Annotated in this window: 14 protein-coding genes; 13 read left to right on the forward strand and 1 reads right to left on the reverse strand. The window is 44.7% G+C overall.

Annotation, left to right across the window (positions count from 1 at the left end):
* Positions 1–77: 77 nt before the first annotated feature.
* The 10 genes from argC to AC1TO9_RS10410 all read left to right on the forward strand — a co-directional run bounded on the left by argC (position 78) and on the right by AC1TO9_RS10410 (position 13135).
* Positions 78–1127, forward strand: a complete 1050-nt coding sequence (gene argC / locus AC1TO9_RS10365) for an N-acetyl-gamma-glutamyl-phosphate reductase (protein WP_482059155.1) — start codon at positions 78–80, stop codon at positions 1125–1127.
* 16 nt (positions 1128–1143) lie between these two features.
* Positions 1144–2535, forward strand: coding sequence for a bifunctional glutamate N-acetyltransferase/amino-acid acetyltransferase ArgJ (argJ, locus tag AC1TO9_RS10370; RefSeq protein WP_482059092.1), 1392 nt, complete (start codon positions 1144–1146; stop codon positions 2533–2535).
* A gap of 411 nt (positions 2536–2946) precedes the next feature.
* Positions 2947–3738 carry an acetylglutamate kinase gene (gene argB, locus AC1TO9_RS10375; protein ID WP_482059156.1) on the forward strand — a complete coding sequence of 264 codons (792 nt, stop codon included), beginning with the start codon at positions 2947–2949 and terminating at the stop codon, positions 3736–3738.
* Between the two features lie 96 nt (positions 3739–3834).
* On the forward strand, positions 3835–5055 hold the full coding sequence (locus AC1TO9_RS10380) for an acetylornithine transaminase (RefSeq protein WP_482059093.1): 1221 nt from the start codon (positions 3835–3837) through the stop codon (positions 5053–5055).
* Between the two features lie 1043 nt (positions 5056–6098).
* A complete protein-coding gene (gene argF, locus AC1TO9_RS10385) occupies positions 6099–7055 on the forward strand; it encodes an ornithine carbamoyltransferase (RefSeq protein ID WP_482059094.1) in 957 nt (318 codons plus the stop codon).
* 85 nt (positions 7056–7140) lie between these two features.
* Complete coding sequence (locus AC1TO9_RS10390; protein WP_482056599.1) at positions 7141–8373, forward strand: argininosuccinate synthase; 1233 nt, start codon at positions 7141–7143, stop codon at positions 8371–8373.
* A gap of 86 nt (positions 8374–8459) precedes the next feature.
* Entirely contained in the window at positions 8460–9881 is a 1422-nt protein-coding gene (argH, locus tag AC1TO9_RS10395) for an argininosuccinate lyase (RefSeq protein ID WP_482059095.1), read from the forward strand.
* A 1074-nt stretch (positions 9882–10955) separates the two neighbouring features.
* Positions 10956–11597, forward strand: coding sequence for a YhbD family protein (locus tag AC1TO9_RS10400; protein ID WP_482059096.1), 642 nt, complete (start codon positions 10956–10958; stop codon positions 11595–11597).
* Positions 11598–11599: 2 nt separating this feature from the next.
* Entirely contained in the window at positions 11600–12322 is a 723-nt protein-coding gene (locus AC1TO9_RS10405) for a polymer-forming cytoskeletal protein (RefSeq protein ID WP_482059097.1), read from the forward strand.
* Positions 12323–12337: 15 nt separating this feature from the next.
* Positions 12338–13135: a hypothetical protein gene (locus tag AC1TO9_RS10410; protein ID WP_482059098.1), complete on the forward strand. Its 798-nt coding sequence runs from the start codon at positions 12338–12340 to the stop codon at positions 13133–13135.
* A gap of 477 nt (positions 13136–13612) precedes the next feature.
* Here AC1TO9_RS10410 and AC1TO9_RS10415 read toward each other — a convergent pair whose 3' ends face one another.
* A complete protein-coding gene (locus tag AC1TO9_RS10415) occupies positions 13613–15061 on the reverse strand; it encodes a VanW family protein (protein WP_482059099.1) in 1449 nt (482 codons plus the stop codon).
* A 204-nt stretch (positions 15062–15265) separates the two neighbouring features.
* On the opposite strand from AC1TO9_RS10415, the gene ftsE reads away from it, so the two are divergent.
* From ftsE to AC1TO9_RS10430, 3 genes are all read left to right on the forward strand, one after another.
* A complete protein-coding gene (gene ftsE, locus AC1TO9_RS10420; RefSeq protein WP_482056606.1) occupies positions 15266–15952 on the forward strand; it encodes a cell division ATP-binding protein FtsE in 687 nt (228 codons plus the stop codon).
* Positions 15942–16856: a permease-like cell division protein FtsX gene (gene ftsX, locus AC1TO9_RS10425; protein WP_482056607.1), complete on the forward strand. Its 915-nt coding sequence runs from the start codon at positions 15942–15944 to the stop codon at positions 16854–16856. Before ftsE ends, ftsX begins: the two co-directional genes overlap by 11 nt.
* An 85-nt stretch (positions 16857–16941) precedes the next feature.
* Positions 16942–18225 carry a murein hydrolase activator EnvC family protein gene (locus AC1TO9_RS10430; RefSeq protein WP_482056608.1) on the forward strand — a complete coding sequence of 428 codons (1284 nt, stop codon included), beginning with the start codon at positions 16942–16944 and terminating at the stop codon, positions 18223–18225.
* The last annotated feature ends 126 nt before the right edge of the window (positions 18226–18351 follow it).

Below are 18351 nucleotides of genomic sequence, written 5' to 3' on the forward strand. Positions count from 1 at the left end.
GGATGTATAATAATACATACTTAATTAGTGCGGCATCGTTCAGGGTCAAAGAGAGAGGGGATACGATAATCATGGCAGTGGAATCTAAGATTAGAGTAGCTATTATTGGTTCAACAGGTTATGGCGGAGTAGAATTAATACGCTTATTGCAGGGGCATCCAAGGGTGGAGATAACCTCTGTTATTTCGTCTTCAAGTGCGGGAGTTCCTATATCGAAAGGTTTTCCACATTTAACAGATATTATTATGGAAGAATTAGACGATCTAGATATACAGAATATGGCGAGTAAAGCTGACGTTGTGTTCGCAGCAACACCTTCTGGGGTAAGTACACCATTAGTTCCGAAGCTTCTTCAAGCGGGTCTAAAGGTGATTGATTTATCTGGTGACTTCCGAATCAAGGATGGGGCGACGTACGAGCAGTGGTATAAGCATCCAGCGGCTGATCCTGCTTATATTGAGCAGGCGGTATACGGGCTTTGCGAAGTGTATGGTGATCGTGTTGCAGGCGTGGACTTTGTATCTAATCCAGGTTGTTTCCCAACAGCAACGCTACTTGGGCTTATTCCAGCAATAGAAGCAGGATGGATTGATGCGTCGAGTATTATTATTGATGCGAAGTCAGGCGTATCAGGAGCAGGTCGTGGAACGAATCTAACGACGCACTATGCAGAGATTAATGAGAATTTGAGAGCTTATAAAATAAATAAACATCAGCATATTCCGGAAATTGAGCAGGTGCTTAGCGATGTATCGGGCGAGAAGGTTACAGTGTCGTTTACAACGCATTTGGTACCGATGACGCGCGGAATTATGAGTACGATGTATGCACAGGTGAATGGAGAACATACGCAAGCTGATTTTGTTGCGTTGTATCGAGACTATTACAAAGGTCGGCCTTTTGTAAGAGTAAGAGAAGATGGCGTATGGCCAGCGACGAAGGAAGTATCAGGCTCTAATTACTGCGATATGGGATTGTTGGTAGATGATCGAACAGGAAGAATCACGATTATTTCTGTCGTTGACAATATTGTAAAAGGCGCTTCGGGCCAAGCGATTCAGAATTTAAACCTGATGATGGGATGGGAGGAAAATCTCGGTTTAGGTTACACACCAGTGTATCCGTAAGGCGAGGAAACTAATTATGGGACATGACGCAAAGTTGAGTGGGGAAGCTGTGGGGCAAGAAGTGGAGTCGAGTGGAACGACTGTAGGACAAAGCGTGGGATCAAGTGAACAACCTGCCGGACATGACACCAAGTCGAGTGAGCAATTTACAGGACAGGGCGTGGAGTTGAGTGAACAACCTGTCGGACATGGAAAATACACGGTGGTTAAGGGTGGTTCGATTATAACACCGAAGGGGTTTCGCGCAGGCGGAGTACACTGCGGATTGAAAAAGACAGAGCGCCATGATATCGGCGCGATTGTATGTGATGTGGTGGCCACAGCAGCGGCTGTGTACACTACTAGCGTGTTCCAAGCGGCGCCACTGAAGGTGACGCGAGAGAGTCTTGTCGACGGCAAGCTACGAGCCGTCGTGGTCAATAGCGGCAACGCCAACGCTTGCACGGGGCAGCAAGGCGAAGCCGATGCCTACGCTATGCGGGCGGAGATGGCTCGCCAGCTCGGCGTGGCGGAGCTGGATGTGGCTGTCGCGTCGACAGGCGTGATCGGCGAGTTGCTGAAGATGGACTGCGTGCACGCAGGCATCGAGGCGTTGCCGCCGCGTCTTAGCCAAGACGAAGTCGGCGCGGAGGACTTCTCACAAGCCATCCTCACCACGGATTTGGTGAAGAAGGAGGCTTGTGTATCTGTTGTAGTTGACGGCAAGGAGATTACCATTGCCGGAGCAGCGAAGGGGTCAGGGATGATTCATCCGAATATGGCTACGATGCTAGCTTTTATGACGACAGATGCCAATATCGATCAAGTTGCACTGCAACAACTGATGCGTCAAGCTACGGATCTCACGTTCAACATGATTACCGTAGATGGTGATACGAGTACGAATGATATGCTCATTACGATGGCGAGTGGACTTGCAGGCAATCAGAGTCTGAACTCGACGCACCCAGATTGGGCTGCTTTCGCTGATGCCTTTACGTATGTATGTCAGAAGCTAGCTATGGCAATTGCTCGCGATGGGGAAGGTGCTACTAGATTGGTTGAAGTTGTGGTACACGGAGCCGTTAGTGACAACTCAGCAAGAGTCATTGCGAAGACCGTTGTGGGTTCAAGTCTCGTGAAGTCCGCGGTGTTCGGAGCGGATGCGAACTGGGGACGAATCATCGCTGCTGTAGGGCGAGCAGGCGAACCTGTCAATCCAGAGCAAGTAGATATTCAATTGGGGTCGATCTCGGTGCTCGAAGGATCACGTCCAGTTGTGTTCGACGAAGAAGAAGCATTAGTCTATCTCAAAGGTGACACAGTACGTATATTCGTAGACATCCATGGCGGCCAAGGGCAAGCGACAGCATGGGGATGCGATTTAACATATGATTATGTACGAATCAATGCAGCATATCGGACTTGATTAGGAGTTAGGAGTAGGAAGACACCGGCTGGTATCAATGCGTGCGCGGAGCAGTTGCATAACAACCTTCACTCGAAGGAAGCAGAACGAGCGCGGTTTAGTTGCATAAACAACACTTAATTAAGAAGAAAAGTAGCAGATGCGAGAAATAGTTGTAAAAAGGACACATAAACTAGGAAAAACGCCGAAAATAGGGAACTTTCAGTAATTTAGATGTAGTATTTGCAATTAAAAATGGGATTAGTGGAGTTGGGCCGAATTTAAGTGTACTATCTGCAACTATTGTAGACGCCGACGAAGTTGGCGCTGGCACTGGCACTGACGTTAATGTTGACGTTCAATGAGAGGGGAGGGTTATTTATGGGTACGAGTATTGTAGGTCAAGAGAAGGAGCAACTTCCAATCACCAGCATGGAGCAGGCAAGCTTCGTGATGAAGTGCGGTGGAAGTACGCTTGCAGCGTTACCCGATTCCTTCTTCCATGACTTGAGAGAGTTGCAGGAGAGTGGGGTGCAGCCAGTCATCGTTCATGGTGGGGGTCCGGCAATCTCGAATAATCTTGCGAAGCTCGGAATTGAGAGTGAGTTCGTTAACGGGTTACGGAAGACGACGGAGGATGTCCTTGATGTGGTCGAGATGGTGCTGTCTGGTAGCATTAATAAGCAAATCGTACGGAGAATTCAGAATGTCGGAGGACGTGCATGGGGCCTTTCGGGTGTGGACGGTATGCTTATTCAAGCGAAGCCTGTAGCCAATAGCGCAGAGGTAGGCTGGGTCGGAGAGGTTACAGACGTTGAAGCTGCTCTTATTCAAGGGGTGCAGGCCATGGGTTATATCCCAGTCATCGCCCCAATCGGTATAGATAAATCCGGCCAGCGATATAACATCAATGCGGATACAGCGGCGGGTGCTGTCGCTTCCCATCTAGGTGTGGAGCGGATGATCGTCGTGACCGACGTGCCAGGGATTATGCAGACGGTGAATGGCGAGAAGGTCGTGTTGCCAACGGTTACTATGCAGCAGATTAATGACATGATTGAGACTGGAGAAATCTACGGTGGTATGATTCCGAAAGTGCGTGCAGCGATGAGCTCTATCCACGGGGATGTTCAAGAAGTTGTCATTGTAGATGGTAGTGAACCGAAGGTGTTAAGCCGTGTTATGCAAGGTGAGACGATCGGAACTCGAATAGCTCGAGGGTAACATAACTAATAAAGTGAATGTAGCCAATACATTAACGGTGATAAATATTATCAATGCGATGGATATAGCCAATGAATAGAATGGAGTGAATTATACATGGCGAACTCAGTGAGCTCGAATGGTCAACAGAATCAACCACCAAGTGCTTTATTCCCAACATATGCTCGTTACCCGATTAGCTTGGTTAAAGGTCAAGGAAGCTGGTTATGGGACGATCAAGGGAATAAATATTTGGATTTCATGTGTGGGTTGGCGGTAACGAATCTAGGTCATGCCCCGGAAAAGGTAAAAGAGAAGCTTAAAGATCAACTCGATGAGTTATGGCATGTATCGAATCTCTTCCAAATTCCGAACCAAGAGAAGGCAGCTACTTTGTTAACATCTGTCTCATGTGCGGATGCGGTATTCTTTTGTAACAGTGGAGCAGAAGCGAATGAAGCAGCAATCAAAATAGCTCGTCGTTATCATCAAAAGGTTAAAGAAACCGGGCGCTATGAAGTCATTACATTCAATCAATCCTTTCATGGGCGTACATTAGCTACGCTGACTGCAACAGGTCAGGATAAGGTGAAGGAAGGGTTCCTACCACTTCCAGCTGGATTTAAGACGGTACCATTACATGATCTAGATGCACTGAAGGCAGCGATTTCGGATCAGACGGCAGCGATTATGATGGAGATGGTACTTGCTGAAGGCGGCGTGTTAGTAGCACAACAGGAATTTGTGCAGGCCGTTGCAGAATTGTGTAAGCAAGAGGGATTGCTGTTAATTATCGATGAGATTCAGACGGGGATGGGGCGTACAGGCAAATGGTTCGCTCATGAACATTATGGTATTGAACCGGATATTTTCACCGTGGCTAAGGGACTTGCAAGTGGATTCCCAGCGGGTGCTATGCTAGGTAAAGAATATTTACGTGAGGCCTTTACGGCAGGCAGTCATGGTTCGACCTTTGGTGGAACACCGCTTGCCACAGCGGCGATCATTGCTACAATCGAGACGATGAGGGAAGACGATGTTCCCAAGCTAGCTGCGAAGGCGAGTGAATACTTATTCGCGAAGTTGAATGAGGAGCTTAAGGGGAACCCTTTTGTCAAAGAAATCCGTGGATTAGGACTGCTAGTTGGTATTGAATGTGTGGAGCCAGTAGGTAGTCTTGTGATGGAAGGACAACAACGTGGACTGTTATTTGTCAATGCTGGACCGAACGTCATTCGTCTGTTGCCTAACCTGTATGTAACAGAGCAGGAGATTGATCAGGCGGTAGCGATTGTGGCAGATTTAATCCACGAACATACGAAGGTAAAGACGGTCTAGACGGGAACGGAATAGTTATTGGACTGTAGCAAAATAGGGTTAATGGTTTGAAAAGTTGAAATTTAGCGATTGTATGCTACCTTGTAGAAAATTAGTTGCATAACATGCATCTAATTAGAGTGAAAGTTAGAGTTGGAGAGAAATAGTTGCAAAATATACAGTTAAAAGTGGGGATTACAGGTAAAACGGGTGTTTTCGAGTAATTAGATGTACTTCCTGCAACTAAAACCCGCTGGAGGGCAATTTAGCCGAATTTAGATGTACTTTCTGCAACTGTTTGATTTGGGTATCGACGGTTGAAGGTTGATGGTTGATGTTGATGTTGATGTTGATGTTGATTTTGATGTTGATGGTTGAAGTTGAAGTTGAAGTTGAAGTTTGATGTTGATGTTTGATGTTTGAAGTTGATAGAAAATTAGTTGCATAACATGCATCTAATTAGAGCGAAAGTTAGAGTTGGAGAGAAATAGTTGCAAAATATACAGTTAAAAGTGGGGATTACGGGTAAAACGGGTGTTTTCGAGTAATTAGATGTACTTCCTGCAACTAAAACCCGCTGGAGGGCAATTCAGCCGAATTTAGATGTACTTTCTGCAACTGTTTGATTTGGGTATCGACGGTTGATGGTTGATGGTTGATGGTTGAAGTTTGATGTTGAAGTTTGATGTTGATGTTGATGTTGATGTTGATGTTGAAGTTGATGTTGAAGTTGAAGTTGAAGTTGAAGTTGAAGTTGAAGTTGAAGTTTGATGTTGATAGAAAATTAGTTGCATAACATGCATCTAATTAGAGCGAAAGTTAGAGTTGGAGAGAAATAGTTGCAAAATATACAGTTAAAAGTGGGGATTACAGGTAAAGCGGGTGTTTTCGAGTAATTAGATGTACTTCCTGCAACTAAAACCCGGTGGAGGGCAATTTAGCCGAATTTAAGTGCACTTTCTGCAACTAAAATCCGCGATGGACCGATTACGCGATGGACTGATTAGTTGGGTTTAACTGTACTTTCTACAACTCATCAGAATAATGAATGGAGGTTTCGACGAATGACGCAGAGTGAACAGCAACAAGCAATGAACTTAAAAGGTCGTGATTTCATTGAGTTAGATGATTTCACAACAGAAGAGATTCAATATTTAATCGATTTAGCGATTGAGATTAAGACTAAGCACAAGAACGGTGAGGTATATCAACCGCTTAAGGGCAAGACGATTGGACTTATTTTTGAGAAATCCTCAACGCGTACGCGGGTGTCTTTTGAAGTAGGAGCATTTCAATTGGGGGCGCATGCGCTCTTCTTGAGCAAGAATGATATCCAGCTTGGACGTGGGGAGATCATTAGCGATACAGCACAGGTATTATCACGTTATTTGGATGGAATGATGATCCGTACTTTCGGTCATGAGAATGTGATTGATTTAGCACGTTATGCGACTGTACCGGTCATTAATGGACTTAGCGATTTGGCGCATCCTTGTCAGGTTCTAGCGGACTATCAGACCGTGTATGAGCACAAAGGGAAGCTACAAGGATTGAAGCTCGCATATATCGGAGATGGCAACAATATGGCACATTCTCTGATGATTGGTGGTGCCAAGCTTGGAGTTAATGTATCGGTTGCGACGCCTGAAGGATACGAGCCGGATGAGTCTGTTGTGAAGGAATGTCTTGAGATTGCTCGTGAGACGGGTGCGAAGATCATCGTTACTCGCAGTCCGCAAGAAGCTGTGAAGGATGCAGATGTGATCTACACAGATGTATGGGCAAGCATGGGTTTTGAAGAGGAACAGAAGGTGCGGGAAGCTGCTTTTAAAGACTATCAAGTAGATGAGAAGCTAGTTCAAGGCGCGAAGAGTGACTATCTTTTCATGCACTGTCTACCTGCACATCGTGGTGAAGAAGTGAGCGAAGGTGTAATTGACGGAAGTAATTCTGTTATATTTGACCAAGCGGAGAATCGTCTCCACGCACAGAAGGCCTTGATGGCTGCGTTGATGGGATAAATTATTCATAGTATGATTAAGTTCATAGAATGAAGTATAGGTTGGAAGTTCATATAAGGAATTATGGGAAGGGAAGTTATCGAACATGGCTAAAGAAAAGATAGTACTCGCCTACTCCGGAGGATTGGATACTTCGATCATTCTGAAGTGGCTTAAGGAAACATATGATGCAGAGATTATTGCGTTCACAGCAGACGTTGGGCAAAAAGAAGAGTTAGACGGTTTGGAGGAAAAAGCGCTCGCAACGGGTGCATCCAAAGTGTATATTGATGACTTACGCGATGAATTCGCGAATGACTTCATCTATCCGATGTTCCAATCGGGTGCTTTGTATGAAGGTCAATATTTATTAGGAACGAGTATTGCTCGTCCTTTGATCGCTAAGCGTATGGTAGATATTGCACGTGCTGAAGGGGCAACGATGATTGCTCACGGCGCTACGGGTAAAGGGAATGATCAAGTTCGGTTCGAATTAGGTGTTGCGGCGCTTGCGCCAGACATCAAGGTTATTGCGCCATGGCGTCTAGAAGAGTTCCGTAATGATTTTCCAGGACGTGCTGAGATGATATCGTATGCAGAGAAGCATGATATTCCAGTTACGGCATCCGCAGCGAAGTCTTACTCGATGGATCGTAACTTGTTACATATTAGCTATGAGAGTGGTGTGCTCGAAGATCCTTGGTTCGACCCAAGTTCTCCTGAGAACAAGGACATGTTCCTACTTAGCGTATCCCCAGAGGATGCACCGGATGAGGCAGAATACTTGGAGCTTGAATTCGCACAAGGCGATTGTGTAGCTCTTAATGGTAAGAAGCTTAGCCCACTGCAGGTTATGGAACAACTGAATGAGCTCGGTGGTAAACACGGAATCGGTCGCGTGGATATGGTGGAGAACCGTTTCGTCGGCATGAAGAGTCGTGGTGTATATGAAACTCCGGGTGGAACCATTCTATTCACAGCTCATCGCAAAATGGAGTCGATTACGATGGATCGTGAAGTAATGAACCTACGTGATAGTCTGATCACTCGTTACAGTACACTTGTCTACAATGGCTTCTGGTTCGCACCAGAACGTCTAGCTCTGCAAGCGCTCGTGAAGGAGAGTCAGAACAATGTCACTGGTACAGTACGCGTTAAATTGTACAAAGGGAATATTATCGGAGCGGGTGTGAAGAGTCCGGTTAGCTTGTACAATCCGGATATTGCTACAATGGAAGCAGATCCATCACAAGCTTATGATCAAGGTGATGCTACTGGATTCATCAATCTCAATGCTTTGCGCCTTAAAGTGGCAGCGGGTGTAGAACAAAGCAAATAATAGCTTAAAGGCAGCAAGTGGCCGCTCCTTGTCTATTCAATAAGAAGGAGCGGCTCTTATGTTGTCATAAGAAGGGAGAACAAATCATGAGCAAACTATGGGGAGGTCGCTTTACGAAGCAGACCAACCATTTGGTAGAGGAATATACAGCTTCCATCAACTTCGACAAGGTGCTTGCAGAAGAAGATATTCAAGGCAGTTTGGCACACGTAACGATGCTTGGTAAATGTGGTATCGTGCCAGAGGAGGATGCAGAAACGATTCGCCAAGGACTGAAGAAGGTACTAGCGAAGATACGCTCCGGTGAAGTCGTGTTCTCCGTCTCAGATGAGGACATCCATATGAATATTGAGAAGAATCTTATAGAGGAGATCGGACCCGTAGGTGGAAAGCTACATACAGGACGGAGTCGTAATGATCAGGTTGCGACGGACATGCACTTGTATTTACGTAAGCGGGTTGTAGCTTTGACGGCTATGCTGCAAGAAGTACAAGCAGCGTTGATCACTCAGGCCAAAGATAATCTAGATACGATCGTTCCAGGATACACGCATCTCCAACGGGCACAACCGATTCTATTCGCCCATCATTTGATGGCGTACGTATCGATGTTCGGACGCGATGCTGAACGTTTGATGGACAGTTATAAGCGGATTAATATTCTACCACTTGGTGCAGGAGCACTTGCGGGTACGACGTTCCCGATTGATCGCCATTTCGTAGCTGAGCAACTTGGATTCGATGGCGTATATGAGAACAGTCTAGATGCGGTCAGTGACCGTGATTTCATCGTTGAATTTCTAGCGAATGCTTCGCTCATCATGACACATCTATCCCGACTTAGTGAGGAACTCGTGTTGTGGAGCAGTACGGAATTTAGCTTCGTTGAGCTCGATGATGCGTTCTGTACGGGTAGCAGTATCATGCCACAGAAGAAGAATCCAGACGTTCCCGAATTAGTACGTGGTAAGACAGGACGTGTCTATGGGAATTTGATGGGACTTCTCACCGTATTGAAGTCGCTCCCTCTAGCCTATAACAAGGACATGCAGGAAGATAAGGAAGGCATGTTCGATACAGTGGCAACACTTGAAGGTGCCCTGCAATTATTCGCTCCGATGATCGCAACGATGACAGTGAACAAAGGTCGGATGCGTGAAGCTGTAAATAAGGATTTCTCCAATGCAACGGACATTGCCGACTTCCTCGTGGGTAAAGGATTACCTTTCCGTCAAGCACATGAAGTAATCGGCAAAACCGTACTTTACTGTATTCAGAACAATAAATATTTGCTCGATCTGACGCTAGAGGAGTTCCAAGAATTCTCAACATTATTCGATGAGCGAATTTATGATGTGCTACAACCAGAAGCAGTTGTAAATGCACGTAACGTGTACGGCGGAACAGCTACGGTCCAAGTTGCAGCAGCAATAGAACGCAGCGAAGTGAAGCTACAATCCGCGAAGCAGTGGGTTGAGCAACACGACGAAGAGCCACTAAGCAAGTAGCCGTAATAATCCGCGAAGCAGTGGGTTGAGCAGCATGATGAAGAGTCACTAAGTAAGTAGCCGTAATAATCCGCGAAGCAGTGTGAGCTGAGCAATACGATGAAGAGTCACCAAGCAGGTAGCGTAACCTGGCTTGCCCGATTGTGTGGACACGTGCTACAACAACTATAACTACCTTAAGCTACTACAAGATGGTCCCTGAACTTATCAGGGGCCATCTTTTTTGCTGTGAACCGCCCTACCGCCCACTCTACTTACGCGCGAGTGGGGAACTAGGTTAGCGCCGGCGTTGATAAGAGAGGTAGGAGTGGAAAAGTGGCGGAGATGAAAAGTTAGAGAGTTGAAGAGATGAGGAGTCGGGAAGCAGAAGCTGAATAGTTGAATAGTTGAAGAAATGGAGGAGTTTAGGGAGTTTGTAAGGTCGACTCATCGAGTAGTTGCAAAACATGTATCTATTTAGGAGGAAAGGTGGTGGGAGGAGGAAATAGATGCAAAAATGGTAGTTAGAACTGGCGATATGGAGGAAAACCGGGTTTTTGAGTAAATTAGATGTCGTTTGTGCAACTAGAGTTGGCGGCAATGGAATAAGGTCGAATTTAGATGTACTTTATGCAGCTGTTGGCGGGGACCGAAGGACAGAATAAGCAAAAACGTCTAAATAGTTGTAGCTCCCCCGTGCTAACGATATGTAGTGAGTCATAGCGGTTTCTGCTTGACATGATGGGGAGTGCATCATTCTAAGGGAAGTGACAGACCTTATTTGGCTCAAAATGTGACTTTTGATATTCTAACGGAACGGAGCGACCTTATTTGGTCATATTCTGCGGATTTAGGCTGGTTATTTGCATATAGAGGCCTGTGCTTCCGTTAGAATTTCATACGAGTGTTTTTTTGTGGAATAAGGTCTGTGGGTTCTGTTAGAAAATACGCCACTAATATGTTTGGATTTTATCAGCGGCGTTGCGAAATAATAGCGGGGAGAGTGGCTTCTTGACATTAAGAGATTCTGATCATTAAAAAATATTTACAACGTAACAATGTTATGTTACATTGTTATTGAAGGAGGAGATCAAGGTGGATGACGACTTAATATCGAAGAAAGAATTGCTAGAGATCACCGGTATCTCTTATGGGCAACTGTATCGCTGGAAACGAAAAAGCCTAATCCCAGAGGATTGGTTTATACGCAAGTCCTCTTATACGGGGCAGGAAACCTTTTTTCCTAGGAGCAAGATCATTTCGCGTATTGATAAAATTATGAATATGAAAGATGAACTATCCTTGGATGAGCTTGCGGATGTCTTCTCGCCGAATGCGGGGGAGACTTCATTATCATCGATTGAATTAATTGAACGTAACATTGTGTCGACGGTAGCGTTGGACCTATACGTTGAACTTCAAGGACAACAGGAGCATTTCACATTTGATCATATACTGTGTCTATACATACTAGAGAAGTTGCTTCAAAGCGGTGAATTGTCGCGAGATGAGGGCGTTTTACTCGTCCGTACGATGGAAGAACATTATGGTAAGTTGGCTGGCAAGAGCAGTGAATTGATTCTAATCCGCAAAATGGGCGTATCTGCATTGTTTCTTACGGAATCAGCGGATCGATTGTATTTTGACAATGGTGTCAAATGGGTTATTCGTTTGCCTCTTGCGTCTAGCATTGAGGAATTAAAGTTAAAATTGAGTGAGAGTGGGGGCGAGGGATAAGGATGGAACAGCAACTTAGGCATGATCTGAATATATCTGGGATCGGTCGAACGGGTGGTGGTTGTTATAAGAATGTTCGGATCGATGGCGCGGGCAAAGTTGGTGGGGACATAGAGTGTGTAAAGTTCATATGTAACGGTACCGTGGGGATCGAGGGCACACTTCATGCGGAATCGCTGAATATTAATGGGACAGCAAAGGTGGAGGGAGCCACTACGCTGGATGAGATGGTCATTGGCGGAATGGCTACATTTAAGGATGAAGTACATTGTGGCAGAGTTTCCATTTATGGTAGAACATCTATAGAAAAGAGTTTAAAAAGCGATAAAGTGGAAGTTGGAGGGACGTTGAAGGCAAAAGGGGATGTGCAGTGTGAGATTTTCTCGGTGAAAGGACAATTTACGATTGATGGATTGCTGAACGCAGATCAAGTGGATATTAAGCTGAATCTACCTTGCTCAGCACATGAGATTGGAGGAGAACGTATTGTCGTGAGGAAATGGAAGAATCTTCGGTTCTGGGAACAATTACAGTTTGGTCTCACAGCTCGGCTGAAGGCAGTCATGATTGAGGGTGACCATGTTGATCTTGAGCATACGGAGGCAGATACTGTTCGTGGGAACGACGTGATTATTGGTCCAGGGTGCATGATTCGATTAGTGGAGTATAAGAATACCATTCATCAGGATCCTAATGCGAAGATTGGATCTTGTGTGCGAATATAACGACTGACTTGGAATATGAACGAATATTACGATGAACGTAGAAACGGAGGGATTTATATGAAGGTAGGCGGGGATAGATCGGATTCAGTTGCAGGTGCAACGCGATTGAATGATCTGAGAATTACAGGCAATGGTAGTTCGGGCGGAGGTCAGTACGATAAGGTTAAAATAATGGGAGATAGTATGATTTATGGGGATGTCGAATGTACTCTTTTCAAATGTATGGGAACAGTGTCTGTAGAGGGAGCTCTCAAATCAGGAAGCGTTAACTGCCAAGGAAATATGAAGGTCCACCAAGAGCTACATAGTGATGCCATTACAATTCAAGGAGATCTCGAGGTGCTAGGGGATTTATCTGCTGGAACGATGAAGGTCAATGGGGAATTTAGAGTGGAAGGCAATGTGAATGTGGAGAAGATGAGCGGGCAAGGTGCCGTGGTTATTACAGGAGATTATCAGGGAGAGGAATTGAAGATTCAAGGTTCTATGGACATTGGAGACATGCTAAACGCGGAAGTCATTGAAATAAAATTGTATGGTCCGAGCCGTGCGCGTGAAGTTGTCGGAGGTAAGATTACGATTAACAAAGCCATGGTGATTCCGCTCATTGGCAAATACTCCCCTGGTGCCTATGGTGCCATGCAAGCAGATAGCATTGAAGGGGACGAAATTCACTTAGAGAATACAAAAGCCTCTGTCGTTCGTGGACGTAATGTCTACATTGGAGCTGGGTGTGAGATTGGACTCGTTGAATATAGGGACGAATATAAGCAAGATAATGGAGCGGTAGTGGGTCAGTATAATAGAATATAGGGAATCTTTCTCGTAAAAGAAAGCGAAGTAACCTAGTGGTATTTTTAAATTGCATATTGCAAATTGCATATGGCATATGGTGCCATACAAGAAAAGCGGCGTCCCGATAGGGCACCGCTTATTTTTCTTTTTGGAGCTTTGTGGGGTTGGGAGTTGGGGAATCGGAGAGTGGAGGAGGAGTGGAAAAGTTGAAGAAATGGGAGTTTGTATGGTCGCTCATCAAATAGATGCATAAGATGCATCTATTTTGGGCGAAAGGGCGAGAGGGGAGGAAATAGATGTAAAAGTGCACTTAAAAATGGTGATATGGTGGAAATTTGGGTTTTTGAGTAAATTAGATGTTGTTTGTGCAACTAAAGTTAGCGGCAGTGGAATAAGGCTGGATTTAGATGTACTTTAGGCACTTATTCGGGGTAATTAGGTTGGCACGCCCATCATCTCCCGCCTTATATGGCCGAGTAAGGCCTCATCACCTCTTCAAAAATTCGGACCACTCACGCCATCCTCGATGATTTGCTTCTCTTTCGGAGCGATTGGTGGAGCGATGTCCAATTGTTCCTCAGGGTTGATGCTAATGATGCGCTTCTGGGGATGGTATGTATCGCGTGAGATGCGTTTTCTTTGTTGGACGACACCATCTACTTTTTTAATCTGATAAGTATCAACGACATAGCCTATTGTTCCATTCTGGAGAACTTCCTGAGTTCCCACGGGCAAGGTAGAATTCTTGACGTATTTATTAGAGGACGTGAGTGTCTCGACGACAATCGATTCAATATCATATCGAACATTAGTAGGAAAGGTACCGAAGAATTTAACTGTAAGTGTACGGTCCCTCACTGTCGTCTGAATTAACAAATGTTTGCCTGTATTGTTCTTGAATCGGAAATTAATCGACCCTGTAGCGAAGGTGGCATCTTGACCTTTAGGTAAATAGCTAACCGGCAGGGAGTGGCTTCTTCGTTCCACAATATCCAAGCCCGTTCGAATTGCCGCACTATAGAGAGTACTAGATACTTGGCAGATACCTCCGCCTATCCCAGGAACCAATTTTCCGTTGAGAATAACAGGTGCTTCACGGAACCCGTATTGTTTCTCTGCAAGGGCGATCACCTTTCCGTAATCAAATATCTCTCCTGGCTTCAGAATGGTGCCATTCGTTGCTTGTGCCGCAGAATTAACATTGAATACTCTGCCCGGAGTACTTGTCTTCAACGGAGTGGAGAATTGTATGAATTTACGCTCTATCCCTTCATTTTTTAAATCTTCAATACTAATCTTGGGACGTTCTAACGTGAAGGGAAGTTCGCAAGCAAGTGGATCTTCAGCTTCATGCTCCAATCTATCGAAATCGTGTGGAATTAAAGAAGTCATACGGGTAGTTAGGGTATTCCAATCCAATCGATATGCGGAAGTTTCAGGTGTGTACACTACTCTGTCATCCGCGGTAATGCGCCGGGTAGCGTTAACGGGGACGCCGAACTGATTCTTTTCCCATGCCTCGTTATAGATTGATTTCATAGGAGCGGGATTCCAGTGTGATGTGATAACGAAGCTACTCTCGAAATGCCAACGGTAAGAGATACGCTCAAACATGTTTCCCTCTCGTAATTTCAATGCAGCTCTGCGAAAAACATCTGCATCGTAATGCACACCAGCATCAGCTAGAGTCCATTTGGAGTGTGTCTCGGATGTGGATGGATTCTTAATAGTGATATGGAGTGGTAGTTGCTCCAGACGATGTATTCTATCCTCGAGCTCCTGTAGTGCAATCTCAGTAGTTAACCCTCCTACGGCCCATCCTGATAATGTTGTTCCTTTAGGTAGACTATCTTGTTGTGAATATAGATATAAGCAACCGAATAGAGTGGACCCGACGATGAATATAATGGTAACTGCAAATAGATTGATATGGAACCTGTTCATAATGTATCTACCTTCTCTCTTCTTAGCCGTTATTCACGCACTTATATATTGTATGTCAGAAGATTAGGATAATTGCGGGTACTCAAAGGGTAACAATTTTGTTACAATATATAAATAGTGATGTTTCTTGAAGGTTATTAGAGGAAATGGCTGGATCGTGTCGAAATTGTATTTGGCTGATAATGGGAACTGGGAAGTGATAATATGATTGAAATGCAAGATGTATGGAAGACATATAAGAATGGAACCCATGCTTTACAGGGGGTCTCCGTGAAGATTGACCGTAACGAGTTTGTATATGTTGTAGGTCCTTCTGGAGCAGGTAAATCGACATTTATGAAGCTTATTTATAGAGAAGAAGTTCCAACGAAAGGTCAAATTTCAGTTAACGGGTTCAATCTAGGTAAGCTGAAGCAACGCAAAATCCCTTACGTACGCAGGAATATAGGTGTTATCTTTCAAGATTTCAGACTGCTACCACGTATGACAGCGTATGAGAATGTTGCATTTGCAATGGAAGCTATTGAAGTGCCGAAACGTGTGATCAAGAAGCGGGTTATGGAAGTACTAGATATGGTTGGATTGAAGAACAAGGCGGGACGTGAACCAGATCAACTCTCAGGTGGAGAACAGCAACGGATTGCCATTGCTAGAGCGATTGTGAATAATCCATCTGTTATTATTGCGGACGAGCCTACAGGTAATCTAGATCCCGAGACTTCATGGGGGATTATGCAGCTTCTTGATGAGATTAACTTCCGTGGGACAACGATTGTGATGGCAACGCATAACAAAGATATCGTGAATAGCATGCGCAAAAGAGTTATCGCGATTGAACAGGGTAACATTGTCAGAGACCAAGCGAGAGGGGAATATGGGTATGAATTTTAACACCTTCTTGCGGCATCTACGAGAAGGATGCAAGAACGTATTTCGTAATGGATGGATGTCGATTGCATCTATAACTTCCATCGTTGTTTCTCTTTTCGTTTTAGGTGTATTTATTTTATTAGTGCTTAATGTCAATCAATTGGCGGATGACGTCGATAGCAAAGTCCAGATTAGTGCGTACTTGAATCTTGATGTAGATCAGAAGCTACGTGAAACGATTAACACAGAGATTGGTCTCATACCTGAGGTTAGCAAAGTTACCTTTATATCCAAAGAACAAGGACTGAAGGAATTTACTGAGCGCTTAGGAGAAGATGGCAAGGAACTTCTTTCAGGATTCGATAATGACAATAATCCACTTCCTGATACGTTGGTGGTTGAGGTTATTGAAGCAATAACAATAGTCCAAGTGGCGGAGAAGATTACAGCGCTGAATGAGAGTCATCCTGAGTCTCCGATCATGAAGGTGAAGTATGGCGAAGGAGCTGTCGAGAAGCTATTCAAGATTACTCGTGCTGTGCGAAACATAGGGTTTATATTTGTCGGGGTTCTCGGAGTGATGTCCATGTTCCTTATATCCAATACGATTAGAGTTACGATTCTAGCTCGTCGTCGTGAGATTAGCATTATGAAATTGGTAGGGGCGACTAACTATTTCATTCGATGGCCTTTCTTTATAGAAGGTGCGCTCATCGGAGGGATCGGTTCTTTAGCTACATTAGGCCTTCTTTTCATAGGATATGGTCAGTTGGTACAGGCGATAAGCGGGGATGTTTCTCTAGGAATGATATTAATTCCGTTATCTGATATATGGTTGTTATTGAGCATTCTGATGCTCTCTATAGGTATATTGATCGGCATATGGGGAAGTACCGTCTCTATTCGTAAGTTTTTGAAAGTATAGTGCTGAAAGCTTTCGGACATGCCTAACGGCTAACGTGAACGATATATTATAGAATTAGAATATGCTAAAGGATGGCGAAACCAATTTGAAGAAGATAAATCTATTATTGGTTGTTATTTTGGCGGCGACCATGATATTTCAACCTAGTGATACTTATGCGAAGAAGCAAACGGTAAGTCAGATTGAGAAGGAATTGAAGGTTCTGCAGGAACGAGCGCAGGAAGCTAAGAAGACACAGGAGAAAGCAGCCTCTCAGAAGGAGGAAGCAGAGCATTACAAGGAGAAGAATATAGAGTACTTACATTCTGTGCTAGATGAAATTGATAGCGTTACGAATAAGTTAGCCGATATTTCAGGGCAAATTGATGAAACGAAGGAAAACTTAACGATAGCTGCTACTGAGCTAGATGCTGCGGAAGAACGTATTGCAACGCGTGAGGTGATGTTGGAATCTCGTGTGAGACTGATGTATACGGACGGTACTGTTTCTTATCTAGAAGTGTTAATGGCTTCCACTAGCTTTAGTGATTTCCTCGTACGGGCTGATTCACTTAAGATGATCGTGGATCAGGATCAGAATTTATTAGTTGAGCATAAGAAAGACAAGGAAACTGTCGTTGAGAAGACAGTGGAGTTAGAATTACAGTACGCCAAGGCGGAAAGCCTCTATTCGGAAATAGAGACGCAGAAGAGTATACTAAGTGAGAAGGAAGCTGAGAAGAAAGTTCTCATTGCTCAGTATGATAAAGAAATTGAAGAATCCAATGAATTAACGGAAGAACAGGAGCTACAGCTAGTTGCTCTTGCCAGTGAGCGATCAACCTTGCTACAGGCGAAGAATAAGTTGGTAGCTGAAGAAGCTGCACGGGTTAAAGCAGCTAAGGCCGCTGCTGCTAAGCGGGCTGCTGCTGCCAAAGCGGCAGCTAAGAATAAATCTAAATCTACACCCTCAGTGGCTAGCTATAGTGGTAGCGGAGGTCCGTTGATGATGCCGGTAGCAGGCGGGCGATTATCCTCCGGATATGGTAAACGAACACATCCCGTAACGGGTGCAAAAGGCAAGATGCATAACGGTGTTGATTTCGCTGTGCCACAGGGGACAACGATTCGTGCAGCAGAATCAGGAACGATTATTCTAGCTGAATGGTACGGCGGTTACGGATATGCTGTTATTGTAGACCATGGTGGTGGCATGTGGACGTTATATGGACATATTCGCAAAGGCGGTATCTCGGTTAAAGTAGGTGACCGAGTTAGTCGTGGGCAGAAAATTGCCGAGTCTGGAAGCACGGGCCAAAGTACGGGACCCCACTTACATTTTGAAGTACGTATTAATGGGAGTACCGTAGATCCATCGCCATATATTTAAACAATATGTTAAACTCTAAATCATGCTTATCTAACGTAAATAATCCTAACCTTTCGAACATATACTAAGCGAGGTACAATAAGACTGTGAATAGCGTTGGACAGACGCGAAGAAGGTGGTGAACTC

This window comes from Paenibacillus sp. Y916 (assembly GCF_056786435.1).

What these genes read in the sequence shown, in the direction of transcription:
- argB (WP_482059156.1), top strand. Translation starts at nt 2,947, where the DNA reads ATGGAGCAGGCAAGCTTCGTGATGAAGTGCGGTGGAAGTACGCTTGCA.
- AC1TO9_RS10390 (WP_482056599.1), top strand. Translation starts at nt 7,141, where the DNA reads ATGGCTAAAGAAAAGATAGTACTCGCCTACTCCGGAGGATTGGATACT.
- ftsE (WP_482056606.1), top strand. Translation starts at nt 15,266, where the DNA reads ATGATTGAAATGCAAGATGTATGGAAGACATATAAGAATGGAACCCAT.
- argJ (WP_482059092.1), top strand. Translation starts at nt 1,144, where the DNA reads ATGGGACATGACGCAAAGTTGAGTGGGGAAGCTGTGGGGCAAGAAGTG.
- AC1TO9_RS10405 (WP_482059097.1), top strand. Translation starts at nt 11,600, where the DNA reads ATGGAACAGCAACTTAGGCATGATCTGAATATATCTGGGATCGGTCGA.
- argH (WP_482059095.1), top strand. Translation starts at nt 8,460, where the DNA reads ATGAGCAAACTATGGGGAGGTCGCTTTACGAAGCAGACCAACCATTTG.
- AC1TO9_RS10410 (WP_482059098.1), top strand. Translation starts at nt 12,338, where the DNA reads ATGAACGAATATTACGATGAACGTAGAAACGGAGGGATTTATATGAAG.
- argF (WP_482059094.1), top strand. Translation starts at nt 6,099, where the DNA reads ATGACGCAGAGTGAACAGCAACAAGCAATGAACTTAAAAGGTCGTGAT.
- AC1TO9_RS10415 (WP_482059099.1), bottom strand. Translation starts at nt 15,061, where the DNA reads ATGAACAGGTTCCATATCAATCTATTTGCAGTTACCATTATATTCATC.
- ftsX (WP_482056607.1), top strand. Translation starts at nt 15,942, where the DNA reads ATGAATTTTAACACCTTCTTGCGGCATCTACGAGAAGGATGCAAGAAC.
- AC1TO9_RS10380 (WP_482059093.1), top strand. Translation starts at nt 3,835, where the DNA reads ATGGCGAACTCAGTGAGCTCGAATGGTCAACAGAATCAACCACCAAGT.